The 21,794-nt window shown below is 71.2% G+C and carries 19 protein-coding genes and 2 pseudogenes; 14 read left to right on the top strand and 7 right to left on the bottom strand.

Translation table 11 applies throughout. The features are described 5' to 3' along the window. Positions 1–105 precede the first annotated feature (105 nt). Positions 106–654: a cupin domain-containing protein gene (locus tag AAG688_RS06200; RefSeq protein WP_411834493.1), complete on the bottom strand. Its 549-nt coding sequence runs from the start codon at positions 652–654 to the stop codon at positions 106–108. A gap of 219 nt (positions 655–873) precedes the next feature. Between AAG688_RS06200 and AAG688_RS06195 the strand changes: the two genes are divergently transcribed. The 6 genes from AAG688_RS06195 to AAG688_RS06170 all read left to right on the top strand — a co-directional run bounded on the left by AAG688_RS06195 (position 874) and on the right by AAG688_RS06170 (position 8,004). Continuing rightward, positions 874–2,250: an aspartate aminotransferase family protein gene (locus AAG688_RS06195; protein WP_411834492.1), complete on the top strand. Its 1,377-nt coding sequence runs from the start codon at positions 874–876 to the stop codon at positions 2,248–2,250. 70 nt (positions 2,251–2,320) lie between these two features. Further along, on the top strand, positions 2,321–3,433 hold the full coding sequence (gene ald / locus AAG688_RS06190; RefSeq protein WP_411834491.1) for an alanine dehydrogenase: 1,113 nt from the start codon (positions 2,321–2,323) through the stop codon (positions 3,431–3,433). A gap of 78 nt (positions 3,434–3,511) precedes the next feature. Next, the gene (locus tag AAG688_RS06185) at positions 3,512–5,005 is read left to right on the top strand and encodes a CoA-acylating methylmalonate-semialdehyde dehydrogenase (RefSeq protein WP_411834490.1); all 1,494 of its coding nucleotides are present in this window, start codon (positions 3,512–3,514) and stop codon (positions 5,003–5,005) included. Between the two features lie 329 nt (positions 5,006–5,334). Next, on the top strand, positions 5,335–6,633 hold the full coding sequence (locus tag AAG688_RS06180) for a DUF445 domain-containing protein (protein WP_411834489.1): 1,299 nt from the start codon (positions 5,335–5,337) through the stop codon (positions 6,631–6,633). Between the two features lie 115 nt (positions 6,634–6,748). Beyond that, on the top strand, positions 6,749–7,114 hold the full coding sequence (locus AAG688_RS06175) for a response regulator (protein WP_411834488.1): 366 nt from the start codon (positions 6,749–6,751) through the stop codon (positions 7,112–7,114). Between the two features lie 47 nt (positions 7,115–7,161). Then, a complete protein-coding gene (locus AAG688_RS06170; RefSeq protein ID WP_411834487.1) occupies positions 7,162–8,004 on the top strand; it encodes a chemotaxis protein CheX in 843 nt (280 codons plus the stop codon). Positions 8,005–8,286: 282 nt separating this feature from the next. Here the strand turns inward: AAG688_RS06170 and rlmKL are convergent, their stop codons facing one another. From rlmKL to AAG688_RS06150, 4 genes are all read right to left on the bottom strand, one after another. After that, the gene (gene rlmKL / locus AAG688_RS06165) at positions 8,287–10,440 is read right to left on the bottom strand and encodes a bifunctional 23S rRNA (guanine(2069)-N(7))-methyltransferase RlmK/23S rRNA (guanine(2445)-N(2))-methyltransferase RlmL (protein ID WP_411834486.1); all 2,154 of its coding nucleotides are present in this window, start codon (positions 10,438–10,440) and stop codon (positions 8,287–8,289) included. Between the two features lie 124 nt (positions 10,441–10,564). Further along, positions 10,565–12,196, bottom strand: a complete 1,632-nt coding sequence (locus AAG688_RS06160; protein WP_411834485.1) for an ABC-F family ATP-binding cassette domain-containing protein — start codon at positions 12,194–12,196, stop codon at positions 10,565–10,567. 168 nt (positions 12,197–12,364) lie between these two features. Then, a complete protein-coding gene (locus AAG688_RS06155; RefSeq protein ID WP_411834950.1) occupies positions 12,365–12,814 on the bottom strand; it encodes a GNAT family N-acetyltransferase in 450 nt (149 codons plus the stop codon). A 74-nt stretch (positions 12,815–12,888) separates the two neighbouring features. Continuing rightward, positions 12,889–13,416: a YqiA/YcfP family alpha/beta fold hydrolase gene (locus AAG688_RS06150; protein WP_411834484.1), complete on the bottom strand. Its 528-nt coding sequence runs from the start codon at positions 13,414–13,416 to the stop codon at positions 12,889–12,891. A gap of 181 nt (positions 13,417–13,597) precedes the next feature. Here AAG688_RS06150 and AAG688_RS06145 point away from each other — a divergent pair, with 181 nt between their 5' ends. The 6 genes from AAG688_RS06145 (at position 13,598) to AAG688_RS06120 (ending at position 19,470) form a co-directional block, all read left to right on the top strand. Further along, complete coding sequence (locus AAG688_RS06145; protein WP_411834483.1) at positions 13,598–14,173, top strand: N-acetylmuramoyl-L-alanine amidase; 576 nt, start codon at positions 13,598–13,600, stop codon at positions 14,171–14,173. 80 nt (positions 14,174–14,253) lie between these two features. Beyond that, the gene (gene tesB / locus AAG688_RS06140) at positions 14,254–15,168 is read left to right on the top strand and encodes an acyl-CoA thioesterase II (RefSeq protein ID WP_411834482.1); all 915 of its coding nucleotides are present in this window, start codon (positions 14,254–14,256) and stop codon (positions 15,166–15,168) included. Continuing rightward, a complete protein-coding gene (locus AAG688_RS06135) occupies positions 15,168–15,662 on the top strand; it encodes a pathogenicity-like protein (RefSeq protein ID WP_411834481.1) in 495 nt (164 codons plus the stop codon). Before tesB ends, AAG688_RS06135 begins: the two co-directional genes overlap by 1 nt. A 65-nt stretch (positions 15,663–15,727) precedes the next feature. Next, complete coding sequence (locus AAG688_RS06130) at positions 15,728–16,918, top strand: RNA polymerase sigma factor (RefSeq protein ID WP_411834480.1); 1,191 nt, start codon at positions 15,728–15,730, stop codon at positions 16,916–16,918. An 86-nt stretch (positions 16,919–17,004) separates the two neighbouring features. Continuing rightward, entirely contained in the window at positions 17,005–18,150 is a 1,146-nt protein-coding gene (locus tag AAG688_RS06125; RefSeq protein WP_411834479.1) for an RNA polymerase sigma factor, read from the top strand. A gap of 51 nt (positions 18,151–18,201) precedes the next feature. Further along, on the top strand, positions 18,202–19,470 hold the full coding sequence (locus AAG688_RS06120; protein WP_411834478.1) for an alpha/beta hydrolase: 1,269 nt from the start codon (positions 18,202–18,204) through the stop codon (positions 19,468–19,470). 97 nt (positions 19,471–19,567) lie between these two features. Here AAG688_RS06120 and AAG688_RS06115 read toward each other — a convergent pair. Both AAG688_RS06115 and AAG688_RS06110 read right to left on the bottom strand, forming a co-directional pair. Beyond that, a pseudogene (locus AAG688_RS06115) lies at positions 19,568–19,699 on the bottom strand (hypothetical protein); the annotation flags it as partial. 78 nt (positions 19,700–19,777) lie between these two features. Beyond that, a pseudogene (locus AAG688_RS06110) lies at positions 19,778–20,302 on the bottom strand (calcium-binding protein); the annotation flags it as partial. A gap of 143 nt (positions 20,303–20,445) precedes the next feature. Between AAG688_RS06110 and AAG688_RS06105 the strand changes: the two are divergent. Together AAG688_RS06105 and AAG688_RS06100 are read left to right on the top strand one after the other, a co-directional pair. Beyond that, positions 20,446–21,021, top strand: a complete 576-nt coding sequence (locus AAG688_RS06105; protein ID WP_411834476.1) for a phosphatase PAP2 family protein — start codon at positions 20,446–20,448, stop codon at positions 21,019–21,021. A 2-nt stretch (positions 21,022–21,023) separates the two neighbouring features. Continuing rightward, a complete protein-coding gene (locus tag AAG688_RS06100; RefSeq protein ID WP_411834475.1) occupies positions 21,024–21,794 on the top strand; it encodes an arginyltransferase in 771 nt (256 codons plus the stop codon).

Raw genomic sequence — 21,794 nt, 5'->3', positions numbered from 1 at the left:
CCGCACGACGATCGCCATGCTCAATCCATCATCGAATCCATTGCGGAATGCGGGCTCCGTTCCCCCATCCCGCCCTTCCCCCGCAAGCGGGGGCAGGGGCCAAAGCTAGAACGTCGCCGGCGTATTGGCGCTGACGATCACCGCCTCTTCCTCGCCGACGTTGCGGAAGCGGTGCGGCACCCGGCTCTCGAAGTAGTAGCCCTCGCCCGCGCGCAGCACGCGCACGCTGCCGCCCACCGTCACCTCGACCTCGCCGGACACGATCACGCCGCCCTCCTCGCCCTCGTGCGCCAGCATGCTGTCGCCAGTGTCGCTGCCCGGCGGCATTACCTCGCGCAGGATGCACATCTGCCGCTGCGGGCGGTGCTGCCCGACCAGGAAGTAGTGGATGCCGTTGCTGCCCACGTCCGGCAGTTCTCCCGCGCCGTAGAACGGCTGATCGGGCGCGCCGGCGTCCAGGTCCAGGGTGAAGAAGTCGGCCAGCGAGATGGGGATGCCGTCGAGCACCTTCTTCAGCGAGCTGACCGACGGGCTGACCTTGTTCTGCTCGATCAGCGAGACCGTGCTGTTGGTGACGCCCACCCGCTTGGCCAGCTCGCGCTGGCTCAGGCCCTTGGCCTTGCGGACCAGTTGCAGGCGCGCGCCGATATCCATTGCCACCCTTTCGATGCCGAACTCGTGTTGCGGGATACTTTACACCGCCAGCCGGTACGTTCAATCCGCCGGTGGCCGCGGACGCACCGCCATTCCTGGCGCAGCGCCCGGCGATTCCGGCGACTGACGGCATCCGGGGCCGGCACGGCGGCAAGGCCAGTTGTAAAGTTTATTCAACGCGCTAAGCTGCCCGGCATCCGTCCCACAGGAACCGCGCCGATGCACCGCGACGACACCGAAGAGGCCAGCGCGCTGGCCGATCACTACGCGCGGCAGGCGACCCGGGCGCCGGACTCGCTCGACGCGTTCTGGATGCCGTTCACCGCCAACAAGCAGTTCAAGGCCACCCCGCGCCTGCTGGCCAGCGCCTCGGGCATGCACTACCGCAGCGTGGACGGGCGCGAGATCCTCGACGCCACCGCCGGCCTGTGGTGCTGCAACGCCGGCCATGCGCGCCCGCGCATCGTGCAGGCGGTGCAGCAGCAGATCGCCACGCTCGACTTCGCCCCCAACTTCCAGATGAGCTCGCCGCTGCCGTTCATGCTGGCGCAGCGGCTGGCGGCGCTAGCGCCGGGCGATCTGGACCACGTCTTCTACACCAACTCCGGCTCCGAGTCGGTGGACAGCGCGCTGAAGATCGCGCTTGCCTACCACCGCATCCGCGGCGAGGGCCAGCGCACGCGCCTGATCGGCCGCGAGAAGGGCTACCACGGAGTCGGCTTCGGCGGCATCTCGGTCGGCGGGCTGCCCAACAACCGCAAGTGGTTCGGCCCCGGCCTGCCGGCGGTGTCGCATATCCGCCACACGCTGGACATCGGCCGCAACGCCTTCTCCCGGGGCCTGCCCGAGCACGGCGTCGAACTGGCCGAGGATCTGGAACGGCAGATCGCGCTGCACGACGCCTCCACCATCGCCGCGGTCATCATCGAGCCGATCTCCGGCTCGGCCGGCGTGGTGCTGCCGCCGAAGGGCTACCTGGAGCGCATCCGCGCCATCTGCGACAGGCACGGCATCGTGCTGATCTTCGACGAGGTCATCACCGGCTTCGGCCGCGTCGGCCGCGCCTTCGGCGCGCAGCGCTTCGGGGTGACGCCGGACATCATCACCGCCGCCAAGGGCCTGACCAACGGCTGCGTGCCGATGGGGGCGGTGCTGGTGTCCGACCGCATCCACCAGGCGTTCGCGCAGGGGCCGGACAACGCCATCGACCTGTTCCACGGCTACACCTACTCGGGCCACCCGCTGGCCTGCGCCGCCGCGCTGGCGACGCTGGACACCTACGAGGAGGAAGGCCTGTTCGACAAGGCCATCGAGTTGGAGGAGTACTGGCAGGAGGGCCTGCACTCGCTGAAGGGCCTGCCGCACGTCATCGACATCCGCAACTACGGCCTGATCGGCGCGATCGAATTGGCCCCGCGCGAGGGCGCGCCAGGTGCGCGGGCCTACGACGTCTTCACCCGCGCCTTCCACGACGGCGACCTGCTGATCCGCGTCACCGGCGACGTGATAGCGCTGTCACCCCCGCTGATAATCGGAAAACAGCATATCGACCGGATCTTCCAGATTCTGGCAGACGCCATACGCACGGCCGCGTAAAATTACGGTCCGAAGGCGGACGCTCCCCACGCGCGAGCCCTATTCGACTTGCTCACGGAGAGTTCCTCAAATGTTGATCGGCGTCCCCAAGGAAATAAAGAACCACGAATACCGCATCGGCCTGACCCCGGCCGGCGCGCGCGAACTGATCGCGCATGGCCACCAGGTCATCGTCCAGCGCGACGGCGGCAAGGCCATCGGCCTGACCGACGACCAGTACGCCAAGGCCGGCGCGGAGATCGTCGACACCGCGCAGGAAATCTTTGCCCGCGCCGACATGATCATCAAGGTCAAGGAGCCGCAGCCGGTCGAGTGCGCGATGCTGCGCCCCGGCCAGTTGCTGTACACCTACCTGCACCTGGCCCCGGATCCGGAGCAGACCGCCGCGCTGGTCAAGTCCGGCTGCACCGCCATCGCCTACGAGACCGTCACCGATCGCAAGGGCGGCCTGCCGCTGCTGGCGCCGATGAGCGAGGTCGCCGGGCGCATGTCGATCCAGGCCGGCGCGCACGCGCTGGAGAAGGCGCAGGGCGGCTCCGGCGTGCTGCTGGGCGGCGTGCCGGGCGTCAAGCCGGCCGAGGTGCTGGTGATCGGCGGCGGCGTGGTCGGCATCAACGCCGCGCGCATGGCGATGGGCCTGAACGCGCACGTCACCATCCTCGACCGCTCGCTGGATCGCCTGAAGTACCTCGACGAGGTCTACGGCCACCAGCTCACCACCATCTACTCGACCCACGACGCCATCGAGGAGCGCCTGCCGTACACCGACCTGGTGATCGGCGCGGTGCTGATCCCAGGCGCGGCCGCGCCCAAGCTGGTCTCGCGCGAGCAGCTCAAGCTGATGCGCCCGGGCTCGGTGCTGGTGGACGTGGCGATCGACCAGGGCGGCTGCTTTGAGACCTCCAAGGCCACCACCCACCAGAACCCGACCTACGAGGTGGACGGCATCATCCACTACTGCGTGGCCAACATGCCCGGCGGCGTCGCCCGCACCTCGACCTTCGCGCTGACCAACGCCACCCTGCCCTACGCGATCCAGCTGGCCAACAAGGGCGCCAGGGCGATGCTGGACGACGAGCACCTGCTCAACGGCCTGAACGTGCACGCCGGCAAGATCACCTACAAGGCGGTCGCCGACGACCTGGGCTACGAGTACGTGCCGGCGCGGCAGGCGCTGGTGTAAGCGTGGCGTTTCCCGTGGGAGCGACGTAAGTCGCGACTGACGTCGCTCCCACGGAAGCCATGACATCGGGAGAATCGCATGCCCCATCCGCTGCACCACTATGTCAACGGCCAACGGAGGGAAGGCGGCAGCGGCCGCTTCGGCGATGTGTTCGATCCCGCCACCGGCGCCGTCACCGCGCGCGTGCCGCTGGCCTCGAGCGACGAAGTCGCGCAAGCGGTGGATGCCGCGTCCGCCGCCTTCCCGGACTGGGCCGCCACCACGCCGCCGAACCGCGCGCGGGTGATGTTCCGCTTCAGGGAACTGCTGGAGCGGCGCGCCGACGATCTGGCCAGGATCATCGTTTCCGAACACGGCAAGGCGCTGTCCGACGCGCGCGGCGAAGTCGCGCGCGGGCTGGAGGTGGTGGAGTTCGCCTGCGGCATCCCGCACCTGCTCAAGGGCGAGCATTCGATGAACGTCGGCCGCGGCGTCGATTCGTGGACCGAATGCGCGCCGCTGGGCGTGGCCGCCGGCATCACTCCGTTCAACTTCCCGGCGATGGTGCCGCTGTGGATGTTCCCGGTGGCGCTGGCCTGCGGCAACACTTTCGTATTGAAACCGTCCGAGCGCGATCCGTCCGCATCGCTGCTGCTGGCCGAACTGCTCCGGCAGGCCGGCCTGCCGGACGGCGCGTTCAACGTCGTGCACGGCGACAAGGCGGCGGTGGACGCGCTGCTGGACGAACCGCGCGTGCAGGCGGTGAGCTTCGTCGGCTCCACGCCGATCGCCGAGTACGTCTACGCGCGCGGCTGCGCCGCCGGCAAGCGCGTGCAGGCGCTGGGCGGTGCCAAGAACCACATGGTGGTGCTGCCCGACGCCGACCTGGACGGCGCGGTCTCGGCGCTGCTCGGCGCCGGCTACGGCTCGGCCGGCGAGCGCTGCATGGCGATCTCGGTGGCGGTATGCGTGGGCGAGGCCACCGCCGACGCGCTGGTGGAAAGGCTCGCGCCTAAGGTCGCCGCATTGCGGATCGGCCCGGGCTGCGAGGACCCGGAAATGGGTCCGCTGGTCACCGCCGCGCACCGCGACAAGGTGCGCGGCCACGTCGACGCCGGCGTGGCCGAAGGCGCGACGCTGGTGGTCGATGGCCGCGCCTGCGCGGTGGAAGGCCATGACGGCGGTTTCTTCCTCGGCGGCTGCCTGTTCGACCGCGTGACGCCGTCGATGCGCCTCTACCGCGAGGAGATCTTCGGGCCGGTGCTGTGCGTGGTGCGCGTGCCGGACCTGGAGAGCGCGCTGGAACTGGTCAACGGGCACGAATACGGCAACGGCACGGCGGTCTTCACCCGCGACGGCGGCGCCGCGCGCGAGTTCGCCCACCGCGTGCAGGCCGGCATGGTCGGCATCAACGTGCCGATCCCGGTGCCGATGGCCTTCCACAGCTTCGGCGGCTGGAAGCGCTCGCTGTTCGGCCCGCTGCACGTGCACGGCCCGGACGGCGTGCGTTTCTACACGCGGCTGAAGACGATCACCGCGCGCTGGCCGGAGGGCGAGCGGCGGGCGGAATTCGTGATGCCGACGATGGGATGAAAGCTGGGATTGGGGATTGGGGATTGGGGAATCGGGAATCGGGAATCGGGAATCGGGAATCGGGAATCGGGAATCGGGAATCGGGAATCGGGAATCGGGAATCGGGAATCGGGAATCGGGAAGAGCGTATCGCCTTTGCTCGTCATCCCAGCGCAAGCTGGGATCCATTTTGATTTTGACTTTGCTTGTCTAAAGTCGAAGCAATAGCAACAACAACAGCAACAGCAAAATGGATCCCAGCTTGCGCTGGGATGACGAGCCAGGCGCGGTAGGCTCGCCCATTCCCCATTCCCCATTCACTACACCTCCCCCATGTAGACTCCCCCGCGATGCCCCTGCCCGCCTCATCCCCCGACGATCCGCGCCGCGCGCAGCTGCGGCGGATGAAGGGCTGGGCGCTGGCGCTGCTGCTGGCGATGCTGTCCGGCTTCGTGTTCAGCCACTACATGGGCAACCGCGGTGCGTGGGCGTGGGTGGCGGCGTTCTGCGAGGCCGCCACGGTCGGCGCGCTGGCCGACTGGTTCGCGGTGGTGGCGCTGTTCCGCCATCCGCTGGGGCTGCCGATCCCGCACACCGCGATCATCCCGCGCAGCAAGCGGCGCATCGGCGACAGCCTGGCCGCGTTCGTGCGCGATCACTTCCTGCAACCGGAGCGGCTGCTCGAGCGCCTGCAGGTGTTCGACCCGGCCGTGCGGCTGGGCCAGTGGCTGGCGCAGCCGCAGCAGTCGGCGCGGCTGGCCGGGATGGCGCGCGGCTGGGCCCTGCAGGCGCTGGACCTGCTCGACGAGGCCGCGGTGCGCCGCGCCATCCACGGCTTCGTCGTCGCCCGCCTGCAAGCCTGGAACGTCGCCGCCAGCGCCGGCGAGGTGCTGCAACTGCTGACCCGCGAAGGCCGCCACCAGCGCCTGCTCGACGAGGCGTTGCAGCGGCTTGGCGTGCTGCTGGACGACGATGCGGTCAAGCAGCGCGTGTCGGAGATGATCCTGCGCTTCGCGCGCCGGGAATGGCCGCGCCTGATCGGCACGGTGGACTGGGTGCGCCCGGTCGAAGGCATGGCCGATTCGCTGGCCGAGCGGCTGGCGCGCGCGCTGGTGGAAGAGTTGCAGCAGGTGCTGGCGCAGCCCGGCCACCCGATCCGGCAGGACTACGAGGCGTGGGTGGCCGGCTACCTGCAAAGGTTGCGCGAGGATCCCACGCTGATCGCCCAGGTCGAGGCGATCAAGCAGCGGCTGATCGAGCACCCCAGCCTGCAGGAATACGTGCAGAGCGTGTGGGACGAGATCCACACCGGCCTGCGCCGCGATCTGGCACGCGAGGACTCGGCGCTGGCCGCGCACCTGCAACGCTCGCTGGCCGCGTTCGCGCAATCGCTGCAGCGCGACCCCGAACTGCGCGCGGCGATCAACCAGCACCTGATGGCCGGCGCCGAGAAGCTGACCACGCGCCTGCGCGGCGGCGTCACCGACTACATCGCCCAGACCATCCACGACTGGGACGAGCGCCACCTGGTCGAGCAGCTGGAACTGAGCGTGGGCCGCGACCTGCAGTACATCCGCTTCAACGGCACCCTGGTCGGCGGCCTGATCGGCCTGCTCCTGCACGCGCTGATCCTGCTGTCCGGCGGCTGACCGGGACGCGCGCGCGACGCGCTCAAGTCTGCGGAAACATGGCCGATACAGGCCTGGATGGCACTCCCGCATGCGGGGGCGCGGCCGCCCTTCCACCCGCACAGGATCCGCTCCGATGACACGTCCAACCGTACTGCTCTGCGACGATTCGCGCGCGCTGCGCATGCTGGCCGCCCGGCAACTGGCCGACTGCGGCTTCGAGGTGGTCGGCGAAGCCGGCAACGGCCTGGAAGCGGTCAGCCAGTACCAGGCGCTCAAGCCCGACCTGGTGCTGATGGACCTGGTGATGCCCGAGTGCGACGGCAAGCAGGCGCTGGGCCGCATCCTGCAGCACGACCCGCAGGCGCGCGTGGTCATCCTCAGCTCGCTCGGTGCGCAGAGCGACATCGAGGATTGCCTGAAACTGGGCGCCAGGTCCTACCTGCAGAAGCCCATCGATCCGGAAGCGATGGACCGCATCCTGCACGAAGCCGTGGCCTGAAGCCGCGTCGTCCTTCCCTTTCACGACATCACTGCGAGAGACGACTCATGGCAGCAAAATTCCTCGGCCAGTTCCTGCTCGAACGCGGCGCCATCACCCCGGAGCAACTGCTGGCGGCCATCGAGGCGCAGCGCGTCTCCAACCCGCTGCTGGGCGAGCTGGCGGTGCAGCGCGGCCTGCTGACCGATGCGCAGGCGCGCCGCGTCAACGAGCGCCAGCGCGCCGAAGACCGCCGCTTCGGCGACATCGCCCAGGAAATGGGCCTGCTGGACGAGGCGCAGATCGAGGATCTGCTGGCCGCGCAGAAAGCCGGGCGCAAGCTGTTCGGCCAGATCCTGGTCGAACAGGGCGTGCTGACCGACGCGGAGCTGGCCGGCCACCTGGAAGCCCACCGCGCCGACCTGGACGAAGCCAACCACGCGCTGGCCATCGGCATCTCCGGGCCCCTGGCCGAGACCGCCACCGCGGCCATCCGCGTCAGCCACCGCCTGTTCCCGCGCCTGCTGGCCAGCCAGTGCCAGGCGGCCGGCCTGGCCGACGACGAAGCGCTGCGCGGCTGCGAGGTCGCCGCGCACGTGCGCATCGAGGGCGAGCAGCCGCTGATGATCGGCATCGGCTGCGACCAGGCGACGATGCGACGAATGGCCAGCACGCTGCTGTCGATCCCGCCGGAGGAATGCGACGACGAACTGGCCATCGACGCGCTCAGCGAGGTGGTCAACGTGCTGATGGGGTATGTCGTGCGCGACACCCTGGCCGACGACGCCCGCTACCGCGCCTGCCCGCCGGAAGCCGGCGTCCCGGCCGCGCAGCTGATCGCCGGCGACAACGCGCACGCGGTGTCGATGAACTCACAGCTCGGCCCGTTCGTGCTGCTGGTCGGGCACTGAGGGCGCGCCCGGCATCGCCGGTTCCACAAGCGCACACCCGGCAGTCCGGGTTGGCGCCATCCGTCCGGCATCCCTTCATCCAGAAGGCTGGACGGGTGGCGCCAACCCGGCCTGCCGGTGTCTGCCCCCCACCGTCCGATGAATCGAACCGGAAGAGGCGCTGAATCGTCCCGTGCCGTGATTCCGTGCATCCTGCGAAAGGCCCCGTTCTGCAAGCCGCAGCGGGGCCTGATCGATACATGAGCCCGCAGGGGGAAGCGCCGGCATGGCCGGCGCTGGAATTCAGCCCTGCCGCCGCGTCAGCCGCCACGCACGGTGGATGCGCGGGTTGCGCTCGAAATCCGGGGGAATCGTCCGCGTGCTGATTTCGCGGCAGTCGGCGAACGCCGCGATCGCTTCCTCGTCCAGCCTGAAGCGCCGGAAGTTGTTGCTGAAGTACAGCACCCCGCCCGGCGCCAGCCGCGCCACCGCCGCGCGCAGCAGCCGCACGTGTTCCTTCTGCACGTCGAAGTCGTCGGCGCGCGCGGAATTGGAGAACGTCGGCGGGTCGCAGAAGATCAGGTCGTACTCGTCCTGCTCGGCTTCCAGCCAGGCCAGCGCGTCGGCCTGCACCAGCCGGTGGCGCGCGCCGGCCAGGCCGTTGAGGGCGAGGTTGTCGGCGCACCATTGCAGGTAGGTCGCCGACAGGTCCACGCTGGTGGTGGCGGCCGCGCCGGCGACCGCCGCCTGCACGCTGGCCACGCCGGTGTAGCAGAACAGGTTGAGGAAGCGCCTGCCCCGCGCCTCCTTCGCCATCTGCCCACGCAGCGGCCGATGGTCGAGGAACAGGCCGGTGTCCAGGTAATCGAACAGGTTCACCCGCAGCAGCGCACCGTGCTCGCTGACGGTGACGAATTCGCCGCGCGGCTGCGCGCGGCCGCGCACGTCGGCGTACTTGCTGCCACCCTTGCCGCGCTCGCGCGACTTGACCGCCACCTGCTCGGCCGGCACCGCGAACACCTCGCGCGCGGCGGCCAGCAGATCGCCGAAGCGCCGGCGCACGTCGGCCTCGGGGATGCTGGCCGGCGCGGCGTATTCCTGCACGTGCAGGAAGGTGCGCCCGGCGCCGTCGTGCTCGGCGTAGACGTCGATGGCGGCGGCGTACTCGGGCAGGTCGGCGTCGTAGGCGCGCCAGCAGGTCACGCCTTCGCGCTCGCGCCAGCCCTTGGCCTTCTTCAGGTTCTTGCGCAGGCGGTTGGCGACCATCTGCGCGCCCTCGGACAACGGCCGCGGCTCGCGCGGTTCGCGCGCCGGCGGCGCGATCGGGTCGCAGACGATCAGCGCGCACTCGATCGCGCCGTTGAACAACTGGTACTTCTTGCCCGCGCGCAGGCCGGTGGCGTGCGCCAGTTCGGCGTCGCCGCACAGCAGGCTGGCGCGCCACTGCGGCACCGCGCGCCGCAGCGCGTCGCCGAGCAGGCGGTACAGATCCGCATCGGCGGCCAGGCGCTCGTCGTACGGCGGGTTGCACACGGCCAGGCCGCGCGCCTCGGCCGGCGGCGCCAGATCCGCCACGTCGCATCGGACGAAGCGGATCTGGCCCGCCAGACCGGCCAGCACCGCGTTGTCCTGCGCCGCGCGCAACGCGCGCGGGTCGATGTCGCTGCCGTGGAACACCGGCTTCAGCGCGGCGCGTCCGGCCGTCTCGCGCATGACCGCATCGGCGTGCAGCGCGCGCCAGCCGGTGGCATCGAAACCGCGCCAGCGCGACGGCAGCGCGTTGCCGTGCCGCTGCAAACCGGGCGCGACGTCGGCCGCCATCAACGCACCTTCGATCAGCAGCGTGCCGCTGCCGCACATCGGATCCAGCAGCGCGCCGCCCTCGTGGTACAGCGCCGGCCAGCCGCCGCGCAGCAGCACCGCCGCGGCCAGGTTCTCCTTCAGCGGCGCCTCGTTCTGCGCCTGCCGCCAGCCGCGCCGGTGCAGCGGGCCGCCGCCCAGATCCACCGACAGCGTCGCCCTGCCCTTGCGCAGCGACAGGTTCAGGCGCAGGTCCGGCGCGTCGGTATCGACCGACGGGCGCTCCAGGCCTTCGCTGCGCATCGTGTCGACCACCGCGTCCTTGACCCGCTGCGCGGCGTAGCGCGCATGGGTGATGGTCGTGCCCGACACGTGCGCATCGACCGCCAGCGTGTGCGCCGGCGCCAGGTGCTCGGGCCACGGCAGCGCGGCGACGCCTTCGTACAGCGCCAGCTCGTCGGGGCAGTCGAACTCGGCCAGCGGCCACAGCACGCGGCTGGCCAGCCGCGACCACAGCACCGCGCGCTGCGCGTCGGCCAGTTCGCCCTCGGCGTTGACGCCGGCGATGGTGGCGGTGGCGCGCGCGGCGCCCAGCGCGACCAGTTCGTCGGCAAGCAGGTATTCCAGGCCCTTGGCGCAGGAAACGAAGAATTTCACGTGGACGGGTATCGGCTGGAGACGGCGCGAAGGTGCGGCGGCCGCGGGTGGGACGGGACGCCCGGATGCGGGAAGGCGGGGCCGTCGAGGGCTGGGGCGCAATGATCGGCTATCGCGCCTGCGTTTACCAGTCCAGCGACGCTCGCCACGGTTGCCGCCGCCAGCCGTCGTCGGCGATGTGCAGCCGCTCGTGCAGGTCCAGCCGTTCGAGGAACGCGTCGTCGTGCGAGACCACCAGCAGTGTCCCGGGATAGGCGCGCAGCATCCGTTCCAGCGCCTCCAGCGAGGGCAGGTCGAGATGGTTGCCGGGTTCGTCGAGCAGCAGCAGCGTCGGCGGATGCGCGGCGTAGAGCACGCAGGCGAGCGCCGCCTTCAACCGCTCGCCGCCGCTGAGCCGGCCGCTGGGGATGCCGATGCGGTCCGCCTCCAGCCCGAGCAGCGCCAGCCGGGTGCGCAGTTCCGGCTCGGCGGCCTCTGGATTGGCGGTGCGCAACTGTTCCAGCACGCCGGTGTCCGGATCCAGTCCCGCCAGGCGCTGGTCGAGGAACGCCGCCGCGACATGGGTCGTGCTGCGGCCGGCCACAGGCGCCAGTTCGCCGGCCAGCGTGCGCAGCAGCGTCGATTTGCCGGCGCCGTTGCCGCCGGTGACGGCAAGGCGCTGGCCGCCGGACAGGATCAGATCGAGTCGATGGCGGCGGGCCGGACCGAACGCCAGCGCCACCGCTTCCAGCGTGGCGATCCGCCGCCGGCGCGCGATTTCCGGCAGCGGGGCCAGCAGGGCGATTTCCGCGTCCCGTTCGACATGGCGCGCGGCCTCGCGCACCTGGGCGTCAAGCCGGCCCTGTTCTTCGGCATGGCGGCGATCCAGCCGGCCGGCGCTGGCCTGGCTGCGCTCCTTCTGCCGGCCGAGCAGGATCGGCGCCTGGTTGGCCTGCTGCGCCTGGCGATCGCCGCGCATGGTGCGGCGCTGCTGCCGCTCGCGCTGCTGCTGCAGCGACCGTTCGCCCCGGCGGCGTTCCAGCCTTCGCTGCTCCAGCAGCGCCTGCGCCGCTTCGCGTTCCCCGGCCCGGGCCTGCGCGTAGAAACCGTAGCCGCCGCCGTAGTCGCGCACGCCGTGCGCGGAGAGCTCGACGATCCGCCGCATGTCTTCCAGCAGGCCGCGATCGTGGCTGACGACCAGCAGGCCGCGCGGCCACTGCGCCAGTTGATCGCGCAGTTCGCGGCGGTGATGGCGATCGAGATGGTTGCTCGGCTCGTCGAGGATCAGGAAATCCGGCTGCGCCAGCCACGCACCGGCCAGCGCCACCCGCATCGCCTCGCCACCGCTGAGATGCGCCGTCGGCGTGTCCGCGCCGAGCCCGTCCAGGCCTGCGCGCGCCAGTTCGGCGGCAAGGCGCTGCTCGATGTCCCAACGCTCGCCGATGCACTCGTAGTCGGCCACGGCGCAGCCGCCGGCCTCGATCCGCGCCAGTGCGCCGAGCACGTCGGCGATGCCGGCCAGCGTCGCCACGGTATCGCCGGGCGCGCAGGCGATCTGCTGCGGCAGGTAGTGGACGTGCCCGGAGGCAAGGCGGCGGCCCGCCGTCGGCGCCAGCTCGCCGGCCAGGATGCGCGCCAGCACGCTCTTGCCGACGCCGTTGCCGCCGACCAGGCCGGTCGCGGTGGCGTCGAAGCGGAGGGTGAGCGGTGGAAACAGGATCCTGCCGTCGGGCAGGACATGCGACACGCCTTCGAGCGAAAGCGACGGATGCGTCATGCGGTACTCCATTGGATGCAAGGTCACGCGCCGATCCGGACAGGATGGGCGGCGGCATTGCCGTCGGCGGGACGGCGGCATCAATGGCGCATTGGACGAAGACTCCGGCAGGGACGCGGCATGATAGCCGTGGCGGTGGCAACCCGCATCCGGGGACGCGGCCGGCGTTCAGCCGCCCGTGGCGAAGGCCGGGTGGTATTCCACCTCGGCCAGCGGCAGCAGGCGGTCGCCGAACGCGAGCGCCTGGAAATACGCCGGCGGCACGCCCGGCAGGATCAGCCCCGGCTCGTGGCGGAAGCCGAAGCGCGCGTAGAACGCCGGCTCGCCCAGCACCACGCAGCCGGCCGCGCCGCGTTCGCGCAAGGCGTCGAGCACGGCCTCGACCAGCCGCGTGCCGATGCCGCGGCGCTGGTGCCCGGGCCCGACCGAGATCGGCCCCAGCCCGTACCAGCCCGGCGAACCGTCGGACAGGCCCACCGGCGAGGCCGCGGCGTGGCCGACGACGTAGCCGTCGTGCTCGGCCACCTGCGAGACCGCCAGCGCGCCGTCCCCGCGCAGGGCGGCGACGATGCGGTGCTCGTCGTGGCGGCTGTGCTCGGCATTGAAGAACGCGACCATCGTCAGCACTTCGATCGCGTCGGCGTCGGCCGGCGTCTCGGCGCGGATGCGCAGGCCCGGTAGCGCCTCCCGGTTCACAGCGACGCCAGCAGCTCGGCGAACGCGCGCGCCGAGGTCTCCACGCTGGTAGACAGGCGGTGGCCGTCGTCGACCAGCAGCAGGCGCGCCGCGCGCGGCCGCGCCCAGTCGATCACTTCCTGCGCCGGGATCAGTTCGTCGCGCCAGGCGTGGACGATGGAGACCGGCACGGCCGCCGCGTCCAGCGCCGGCAGCCGGCCCATCGTGGTCGGCGGCACCATCAGGAACAGCGCGCGCACCGGCACTTCCAGCGACACCCGCGCGGCGATGTACGAGCCCAGGCTGGAGCCGGCCAGCACCAGCGGGCCGCGCGCGGCCGCCGCCCGCGCCAGTTCCAGCAGGCGGCGCTGGCGCGCGACCACGTCGCCCAGTTCGCTGACGTCGCGGCGCGCGTCCAGGTCGGTGTAGTCAGGCCGTTCGTGGGTCCAGCCGTGCCGCTCGGCCACCTCGGCCAGGGCGCTGACCTTGGTCGCGTCCGGGCCGCTCTCGAAGCCGTGCGAGAGGATGCAATGCCCGCGCATCACCGCGCCTCTCCGGCATTGCCGATGCGTCCGGCGCGCGGCAGCGTGGCCATCGGCCTGGCGAGGACGGAATCGGGGTTGGGCGGCATGGCGCGTTCCGGATGCGAAGGCAGGGACGCCAGTCTACTTGACCGCGCCGCAGCGCCCGCCGGCCCGGCGCGGAGACGGTGCTAGCATCTGCGCGATGCTGCCCGACCTGCCGCCCCTGCCGCCGATGACCGTGGATCCGCTGCCCTACGAGCAGCGGCTGGAAGCGCGCCCGCGCGAGCGGATCGATCTGGTCGTCGTCCACTGCACCGAGCTGCCCGACCTGGCCGCCGCGCGCGTGGCCGGCGAGCGCGTGCTGTACGGCTCGGGCACCGGCAACAGCGGCCACTACTACATCGACCGCGACGGCAGCATCCACGTCTACGTGCGGCCCGAGCGCATCGCCCACCACGTGCGCGGCCACAATGCGCGCGCGATCGGCATCGAGCTGGTCAACACCGGCCGCTACCCGGACTGGCTGCACTCGGCGCGGCAGACGATGGACGAGCCGTACACCGAGGCGCAGATCGCCGCGCTGATCGCGCTGCTGGCCACGTTGCAGCGCGAGATCCCGACGCTGCGCCACATCGCCGGCCACGAGGATCTGGACACCGCGCGCGAGCCGGCCAGCGACGACCCTTCCGTGCAGGTGCCGCGCAAGCTCGATCCCGGCCCACGCTTCCCGTGGGAACGGGTGATGCGCGCCACCACGCTGCAGCGGCTCAAGCCCTGACCGGGGCTTCCCGTTGACGCGGGGCCGCGGCGGCGGGCCGGTATAATCGCGCCTTCCGTTTTCCCGCGAGCCCGCCCGCCTTGTCCCCGTCGCCCGAACCCGTCGTCTCCGAACTGATCGAGCTGCTGTCGCTGGAGCGGCTGGAGGACGACCTGTTCCGCGGCCAGAGCCGCGACATCGGCACCAAGTACGTGTTCGGCGGGCAGGTGCTGGGCCAGGCGCTGTCGGCCGCGCAGGCCACCGTCGATCCGGGCGCCGAGCGCCGAGCGCACTCGCTGCACGCCTACTTCCTGCGCGCCGGCGACATCGACGCGCCGATCGTCTACGACGTCGATCGCACCCGCGACGGCGGCAGCTTCTCGGTGCGCCGGGTCACCGCGATCCAGCACGGCAAGGTGGTGTTCTTCTGCGCCGCCTCGTTCCAGGCGCCGGAGGCCGGCGTGGAGCACCAGCTGTCGATGCCGGAAGTGCCGCGGCCCGAGGACATCGACCCCGCGCCGACGGTCCCCGCCGAGGTGATGGCGACGCTGCCGCCGAAAGTGCAGCGCTGGCTGTCGCGGCGCGGGCCGTTCGAGTTCCGCCACGTCTACCCGCGCGACGAACTGAACCCGCCCAAGCGTCCGCCGTTCCAGCAGGTGTGGTTCCGCCTGTCCGAGCCGGTCGGCGACTCGCCCGAGCTGCACCGCGCGCTGCTGGCCTACGCCTCCGACTTCCAGTTGCTGGGCACGGCCAACTACCCGCACGGCATCAGCTACTACCAGCCCAACGTGCAGATGGCCTCGCTGGACCACGCGCTGTGGTTCCACCGCCCGTTCCGCGCCGACGACTGGCTGCTGTACTCGATCGACAGCCCCAGCGCGCAGGGCGCGCGCGGACTGGCGCGCGGGCAGATCTTCGACCGCCAGGGCCGGCTGGTCGCCAGCACCGCGCAGGAGGGCCTGATCCGCGTGGTGCCCGACGCGAAGGCCGCCGCGCTGGTACCGGCGAAAGACTGATGCGCCAGGTCTTCACCAGCCAGCGCCTGGAAACCGTCGAGGGCGTCGCCAGGCTGCTCGACGAGCATGGCATCGAGACCTACATCAGCCATCCGCGCTCGTACAAGAGCAAGCGCGGCAGCCAGTTCAGCTACAACCAGCCCACCCCGCTGAACAAGCAGCCGGCGCTGTGGGTGCGCCATGCCGAGGACCAGCCGCGCGCGCGCGAACTGCTGCGCGCCGCCGGCCTGCTGGAGACCACCCGGCCAGGCGCCGCCGCGCCGCTGACTTTCGCCGATGTCGAGGAGGCCGCGCCGAAACGCCGCTCGTGGGCCTGGCGCGTGCGCCTGATCCTGCTGGCGCTGATCGCCGGTGCGGCCGTGCTGACGATCACCCGCCACCGCGCGCCGCCTGTCACGCCGCCCGCACAGCAAGCGCCCGCGCCGCAGCCCGCGCCCGCCCCGGCCGACGAGGAAGAGGAAGTGCGCGTCCCGATCCGCCCGGCCGGCGGCTGATCGCGGTCACATCCGCCGCCTCCCTGCGTCTGGACCGTCGAACCCGCCACGAGAACGCGATCGACATGAATGCCCAGGCCCTGGAACTGATGCTGCACGCCGAACTGCCCGCCGCCGCGCGCGGCGATCACGCCGCCTACGGCCGCATCGTGCGCGCCTGCCAGAACACGGTGACCGCGATCGCGCTGGCGATCACCCGCGACGTGCAGGCCAGCGAGGACATCGCCCAGGAAGCCTTCCTGCGCGCCTGGCAGCAACTGGATCGGCTGAAGAACAGCACCAGCTTCCTGCCCTGGCTGCGCCAGATCACCCGCAACCTCGCCCGCGACTGGCTGCGCGCGCACCGGCACCGGCCGATGACCGGCGAAGGCGCCGAGATCGCCATCGGCCTGGCTGCCGATCCCGCGCCCTCGCCGGACGAGCACCTGGCGATGACCGAGCAGGAGTTGGCCGCCGTCGAGATCATCTCCGCGCTGCCGGAGGACAGCCGCGAGACCCTGCTGCTGTTCTACCGCGAGGGCCAGAGTTCGCAGCAGGTCGCGCAGTTGCTGGGCCTGAGCGACGCGGCGGTGCGCAAGCGGCTGTCGCGCGCGCGCGCCTGCGTGCGCGACGAGCTGCTGGCGCGGTTCGGCGAGTTCGCGCGCTCCAGCGCGCCGGGCGCCGCCTTCGCGATGGTGGTGATGGGCGGGCTGGTCGGCGCCATGCCCACCGCCAGCGCGGCGACGGTGATCGGCTCGGGCGTGCTCGGCGGCGGTCTCGGCAAGCTGGGTACCGGCGGTGCGGCCGGCGGCGTCGCGGGCGGCTCGCTGGGCGTGATCGTCGAACAGCTCACCCAGCATCCGGCCGTCCTGGGCGGGGTCATCGGCGGCATGCTCGGCGGCGCCGGCGCCTACGCCCTGACCTGGTGGTACCTGGCGCGTTTCTGCGCCGACGCACGCGAACGCGGGCAGGTGCAGCGATTCATGTTCCTCAATGCCGGCACCGGTTCGGCCATGCTGTTCTGCCTGATGCTGGCGACCCTGCTGGCGCTCCCGTGGCAGGCCATCTTCGCCGTGTTCGCCCTCGGCATGGGCATCGTCAACTACCAGTACCTGGTCACGCTGCCGCGCATCATGGATCCGATCCTCGCGCGCCCGGCCAATGCCGGGCGCCGGCGAGGCTACGCCTATGTCGTCGGCAGGCCCGCGGTGGTGCTGAGCAGCCTGCTCGCCGGCGCTTCGCTGCTGTTCGCCCTGTCCAACGCCGGCCTGATGTAGCCGCCGGTTGGCCGGCGCCCTCCCGCCGGTCACACTTCGCCTCCGGCCCGGGTCCTGTCCTGCACGACCCCAAGGAGGCGAATACCGTGGCGACCCTTGCAACCGATCTGATCCTGCGCGAGAACCTGTCCGCCGCCGCGCGCGGCGACCACGATGCCTACGGACGCATCGTGCTGTCCTGCCAGAACACCGTCACCGCGATCGCGCTGTCGATCACCCGCGACGTGCAGGCCAGCGAGGACATCGCCCAGGAAGCCTTCCTGCGTGCCTGGCATCACCTGGGCCGGCTGAAGAACGCCGACAGCTTCCTGCCCTGGCTGCGCCAGATCACCCGCAACCTGGCGCGCGACCACCTGGAGAGCCGCGCGCGCCACGCCATGACCGGCGAGCAGGCCGAACTGGCGCTGGAGCTGGCCGCCGACACCGCGCCGACCCCGGCCGAGCGCGCGCTACACACCGAACAGGAACGGGCCGCCGCCGAGGTCATCGCCGCCCTGCCCGAGGACAGCCGCGAGACCCTGCTGCTGTACTACCGCGAAGGCCAGCGCAGCCAGCAGGTCGCCGACCTGCTGGGGCTGACCGACGCGGCGGTGCGCAAGCGGCTGTCGCGCGCGCGCCAGCAGGTGCGCGAGGAACTGATGGCGCGCTTCGGCGAGTTCGCCCGCAGCAGCGCGCCCTCGGCGGCGTTCGCCTCGGCGGTGGCCGGCCTGATCGCGATCGCGGCTCCGCCCACCGCCGCCGCCGCGGTGCTGGGCGCGGGCACCGGCGTGGCCGGCAAGGGCGCGCTGAAGCTGCTGGGCGCCTCGGCCGGCGCGGTCGCCATCGGCATGATCGCCGGCATCTCGGCGATCTGGTACGGCATCCGCAAGCCGCTGCGGCAGCCGCTGGATCGGCGCGAACGCAACGGGCTGCTGCTGTACGGCCTGTTCAACACGGCGCTGGTGATCGCCTTCGTCCTCGCCCTGACCACGCTCGCGCGCATGCCCGGCTGGGTGCCGCACGTGCTGGTCTCGCTGGGCTACATGGCCGGCATCCTGTGGTCGTCCATGTACTGGCTGCCGCGCATCCTCGCCCGCCGCCGCGCCCGCGACATGCGCCTGGATCCGCAGGGCACGCTGGAGAAGCAGCGGCGGGAGCGCCGCTGGCAGTCGATCGGCGCGGTGGTGGGCATCGGCCTGGCGATGGCGGCGCTGGTCCTCGGGCTGATCCTCGGCGGGCGCGTGGGCTTCTGAACCCGCGCTTCTTCATGCCTTTCCCACATACACCAGACAGGTCATCCCGCCATGCCCATTCCTTCGACGGACAACGCCACCCCGCCCGGCAATCGCGGCCTCCGCGCCTGCATGCGGATCATCCTTGCATTGCTGCTGGCCGCAGGCGCGCTCCCCGCCGCCTTCGCCACGACCGCAAGCGAGCCCTTTGCCCTGGAGGCCGGCAATGGGGTGACGCTGCACGGGCAAATCGACTTTCCCGCTGTTGACGCGCAACGGCAAACCCTGCCCGCGGTGGTGATGCTGGGCGGGACCGATGCGTTCGACAGGGATGTCCATTACGGGACATCCGGCACCGACGCCGACCTCATCTTCCGTGAACTGGCACGGACCCTGACCGCGCAGGGCCTGGCGGTCGTGCGCCACGACTATCGCGGCGTGTCGTGCAATGCCAGGACCATGCCCCCCTGCGAGCACTGCCAGTCGCGGCAGCAGATCAGGACGCATTTCGTCGCTTCCTGCGTCGACAACGACCTGCGCAAGTCGGTCTCCTGGCAGACGCTGCAATCCGATTTCCTGCAGGTCTACGAACACGCCCGGCGACACCCGCGCATCGATCCCGAGCGCATCATCGTCCTCGCCCATTCCGAGGGCAGCGTGCACGTCTCGCGCCTGGTAGGAGACGGGCGGATCGATCCGTCCGGCATCGTGTTCATCGGCATGGTCGCGGAAAGCCCGATGTCGGTCATCCGCTGGCAGATCTTCAGCCGCCATGCCGCCGACTTCCTGCGCCGGCTAGGCGGCAGCGGCACGGAACTTTCCGTCGACAATGCACGGATCGATGCCTTCTGCGACGAGGCCGGCATCGCGGCAGAAGCCTGTACGGCCTTCAAGTCGCCCGATGGCGGCTGGAACCTGTCCAGCCTCACCGAAACGATGGAAAGCCGCGAATACGTGATGCTGCGTTCCCAATGGCTGGCCATCGACGACGCCGTACCGTTCGCCCACCACCTTGCCGCCGATGGCGGAATATTCGCCTCCTTTGGATGGTGGAAGCAGTGGCTGCTCGACGACACGCCCGTCATCGAGCATCTGCACGGCTATCGCGGCAGCATCTCGGTCCATCTGGGCGGCATCGATGCGGCGACGCCCGCCGACCGGCAGATGCCGATGCTGGACAAGCTCGGCGACGCCTTCGGCGAGCGGTTGCAAGTGCATCACTATCCTTCGCTGGGGCACATGCTCGGCGCCGGCGCGATGCTGGGGCCGATGGACCAGGAGGCACAGGCCCGCGTGGTTGCCTCTGTGCTTGGGATTGAGGGACTAGGGACTAGGGACTAGGGATTGGGGATTGGGGATTGGGAAAGGTGAAGCGTACGCACTTGCGCACGCTCCACCTTCAGGCAGGTGGCGCATGGGTGTCATCACGCCTTCCCGCTTATCGGCGCGCGTGCCTGAAGCGCAGTTCGTCCTTGCCCAGGAAGCCATCCTTGTTCGCGTCCAGCTGATCGAAGCGCTCACCCAGGCGCGGGTGCGCCCTGGCTTCCTCGCGGCTGATGCGGCCGTCCTTGTCGGCGTCGATGCCGGCGAAGCGCTCGTCCGTGCGCGCCTGCATGCGCTGCTGGAATTCGGCGCGGCGCTTGCCGTCGGCCGCATCGATCTCGGCGCGGGTCAGCTTGCCGTCCCTGTCGGCGTCGGCAGCGGCGAACCACTGGTCGCGGCGCTGCTTCGCGTGTGCCTCGCGATCGGCGCGATCGACGAAGCCGTCCTTGTTGGCGTCGGCCTGGTCGAAGCGGGCGGCAAAGCGTGCATCGGCGGCGGCCTCGGCGCGGCTGATGCGGCCGTCCCTGTCGGCGTCCAGCTTGCCGTGGCCGAAACCGCGGCCATGCAGGCCGGCCTGCGGGCCGTGGCCCTTGCGCCCCCACTTGCCGGCGCGCTGCGGGCGCTCGTCGGCCGACAGCTTGCCGTCCTTGTTCTTGTCCAGCTCATCGAACTTCCCGGCCAGGCGCGGATGCGCGGCGGCCTCGGCGCGGTCGATGAAGCCGTCGCCGTTCTTGTCCAGCACCAGGCGTTCGGTGCGCTTGCCGGCGGTATCCGGCGGCGTGGCGGCCACGGCGGCGCCGGCGCCCAGCGCGGCCAGCACGGCCATCATCAGCAGGGTCTTGCGGGTCATGCGATATCTCCTCGAACAGGGCGCGACATGCGCCACGCATCGGAAAACGCCCGTGCCGGGAGCGGGTTGACCGTCGCCGCCGCCGGTTCATCCTGCGGACAGTCGCAATCCACGCGAAAGCGCCGCCGCAGTATGCTCAGCGCATGTCCGAACCGCTCGCCCGCGCGCTGTCCATCGCCGGCCACCCGATGCTGGTGACGCCGCTGGCCGCGCTGCTGCTGGCCTCCCGGCGCGGCGACGCGGCGCTGGCGGGGCGGCTGGCGCTGGGTTTCGCCTTGTTCGCCGTCGTGGTGATGGGCTGGTCTTGGTGGCAGGTGCGGCGCGGTCGCTGGGCGCACGTCGATGCCAGCCACCGTGAAGAGCGGCGCTCGCTCAACCTCGCGCTGCTGGCGGCCTTCGCCCTCGGCGCCGCGCTGTCGGCGCTGGCCGGCGCGGCGGCGGAGCTGGTCCTGGGCCTGGCGCTGGCGGCGGCGATCGTCGCGGTGGCGCTGGCGTGCGTGCGCCTGTGCAAGTTGTCGCTGCACCTGGCCTTCGCCGTCTACGCCGCCTGCCTGCTGTGGCCGCTGGGCCCGGCGTGGACGCTGGCCATGCTGTGCATGGCGGCCGCGATCGCATGGTCGCGGCTGCGCCTGCAACGCCACCGGCCGCGCGATCTGATCGCAGGCGCGCTGGCCGGCGGCGCGGCCGGCGCAATCCTGCTGGTGCGGCTGGGGACGTAGCGATGGGCGCCGATTCGCTGCCCGGCGACGACCTGCGCCTGTTCCACACCGGCACGCACCCTTGCGGCTACTGGCCCGACCGCGAGGCGCGCGACCTGGTGCTGGATCCGCGCGATCCGCGCCTGCCCGCGTTCTATCCCCATGCGCTGGGCTGGGGCTTCCGCCGCTCCGGCGACATCGTCTACCGCCCACACTGCCTGCACTGCCGCGCCTGCGTGGCGGTGCGCATCCCGGTCGATCGCTTCGCGCCGGATCGCGGCCAGCGCCGCTGCGCCGCGCGCAACGCGCACGTCGATGCCCGCATCGTCGCCAACGTGCAGACCGGCGAGCACCTGGCGCTGTACCGGCGCTACCTCGGCGCGCGCCACCGCGACGGCGGCATGGACGATCACGGCGCGGCCGAGTTCGACCAGTTCCTGGTCGGCAGTTGGTCGCAGGGCCGCTTCCTCGAACTGCGCGAACGCGGCCGCCTGCTGGCGGTGGCGGTGACCGACCTGGTGCCCGACGCGCTGTCGGCGGTCTACACCTTCTACGATCCCGACGAGGAAGCGCGCAGCCTCGGCACGCTGGCGATCCTGCGCCAGATCGAATGGGCGCGCCGCGAATCGCGTCGGCACCTGTACCTGGGCTACTGGATCGACGGCCACCGCAAGATGGACTACAAGCGCCGCTACCGCCCGCTGGAAGCCTACGACGGCCGCCGCTGGCGCGATTTCGACGAAGCCGCGACGCGGGATGCGTCATCGCCCGATCACGGCGCCGTGCCAGAATGA

It is taken from the genome of Pseudoxanthomonas mexicana (assembly GCF_046736355.1).
GTDB classification, from domain to species: Bacteria; Pseudomonadota; Gammaproteobacteria; order Xanthomonadales; family Xanthomonadaceae; genus Pseudoxanthomonas_A; species Pseudoxanthomonas_A mexicana_B.
Note: the sequence above shows the minus strand (reverse complement) of the source record. Positions and strands in the feature narration are given on the sequence as shown.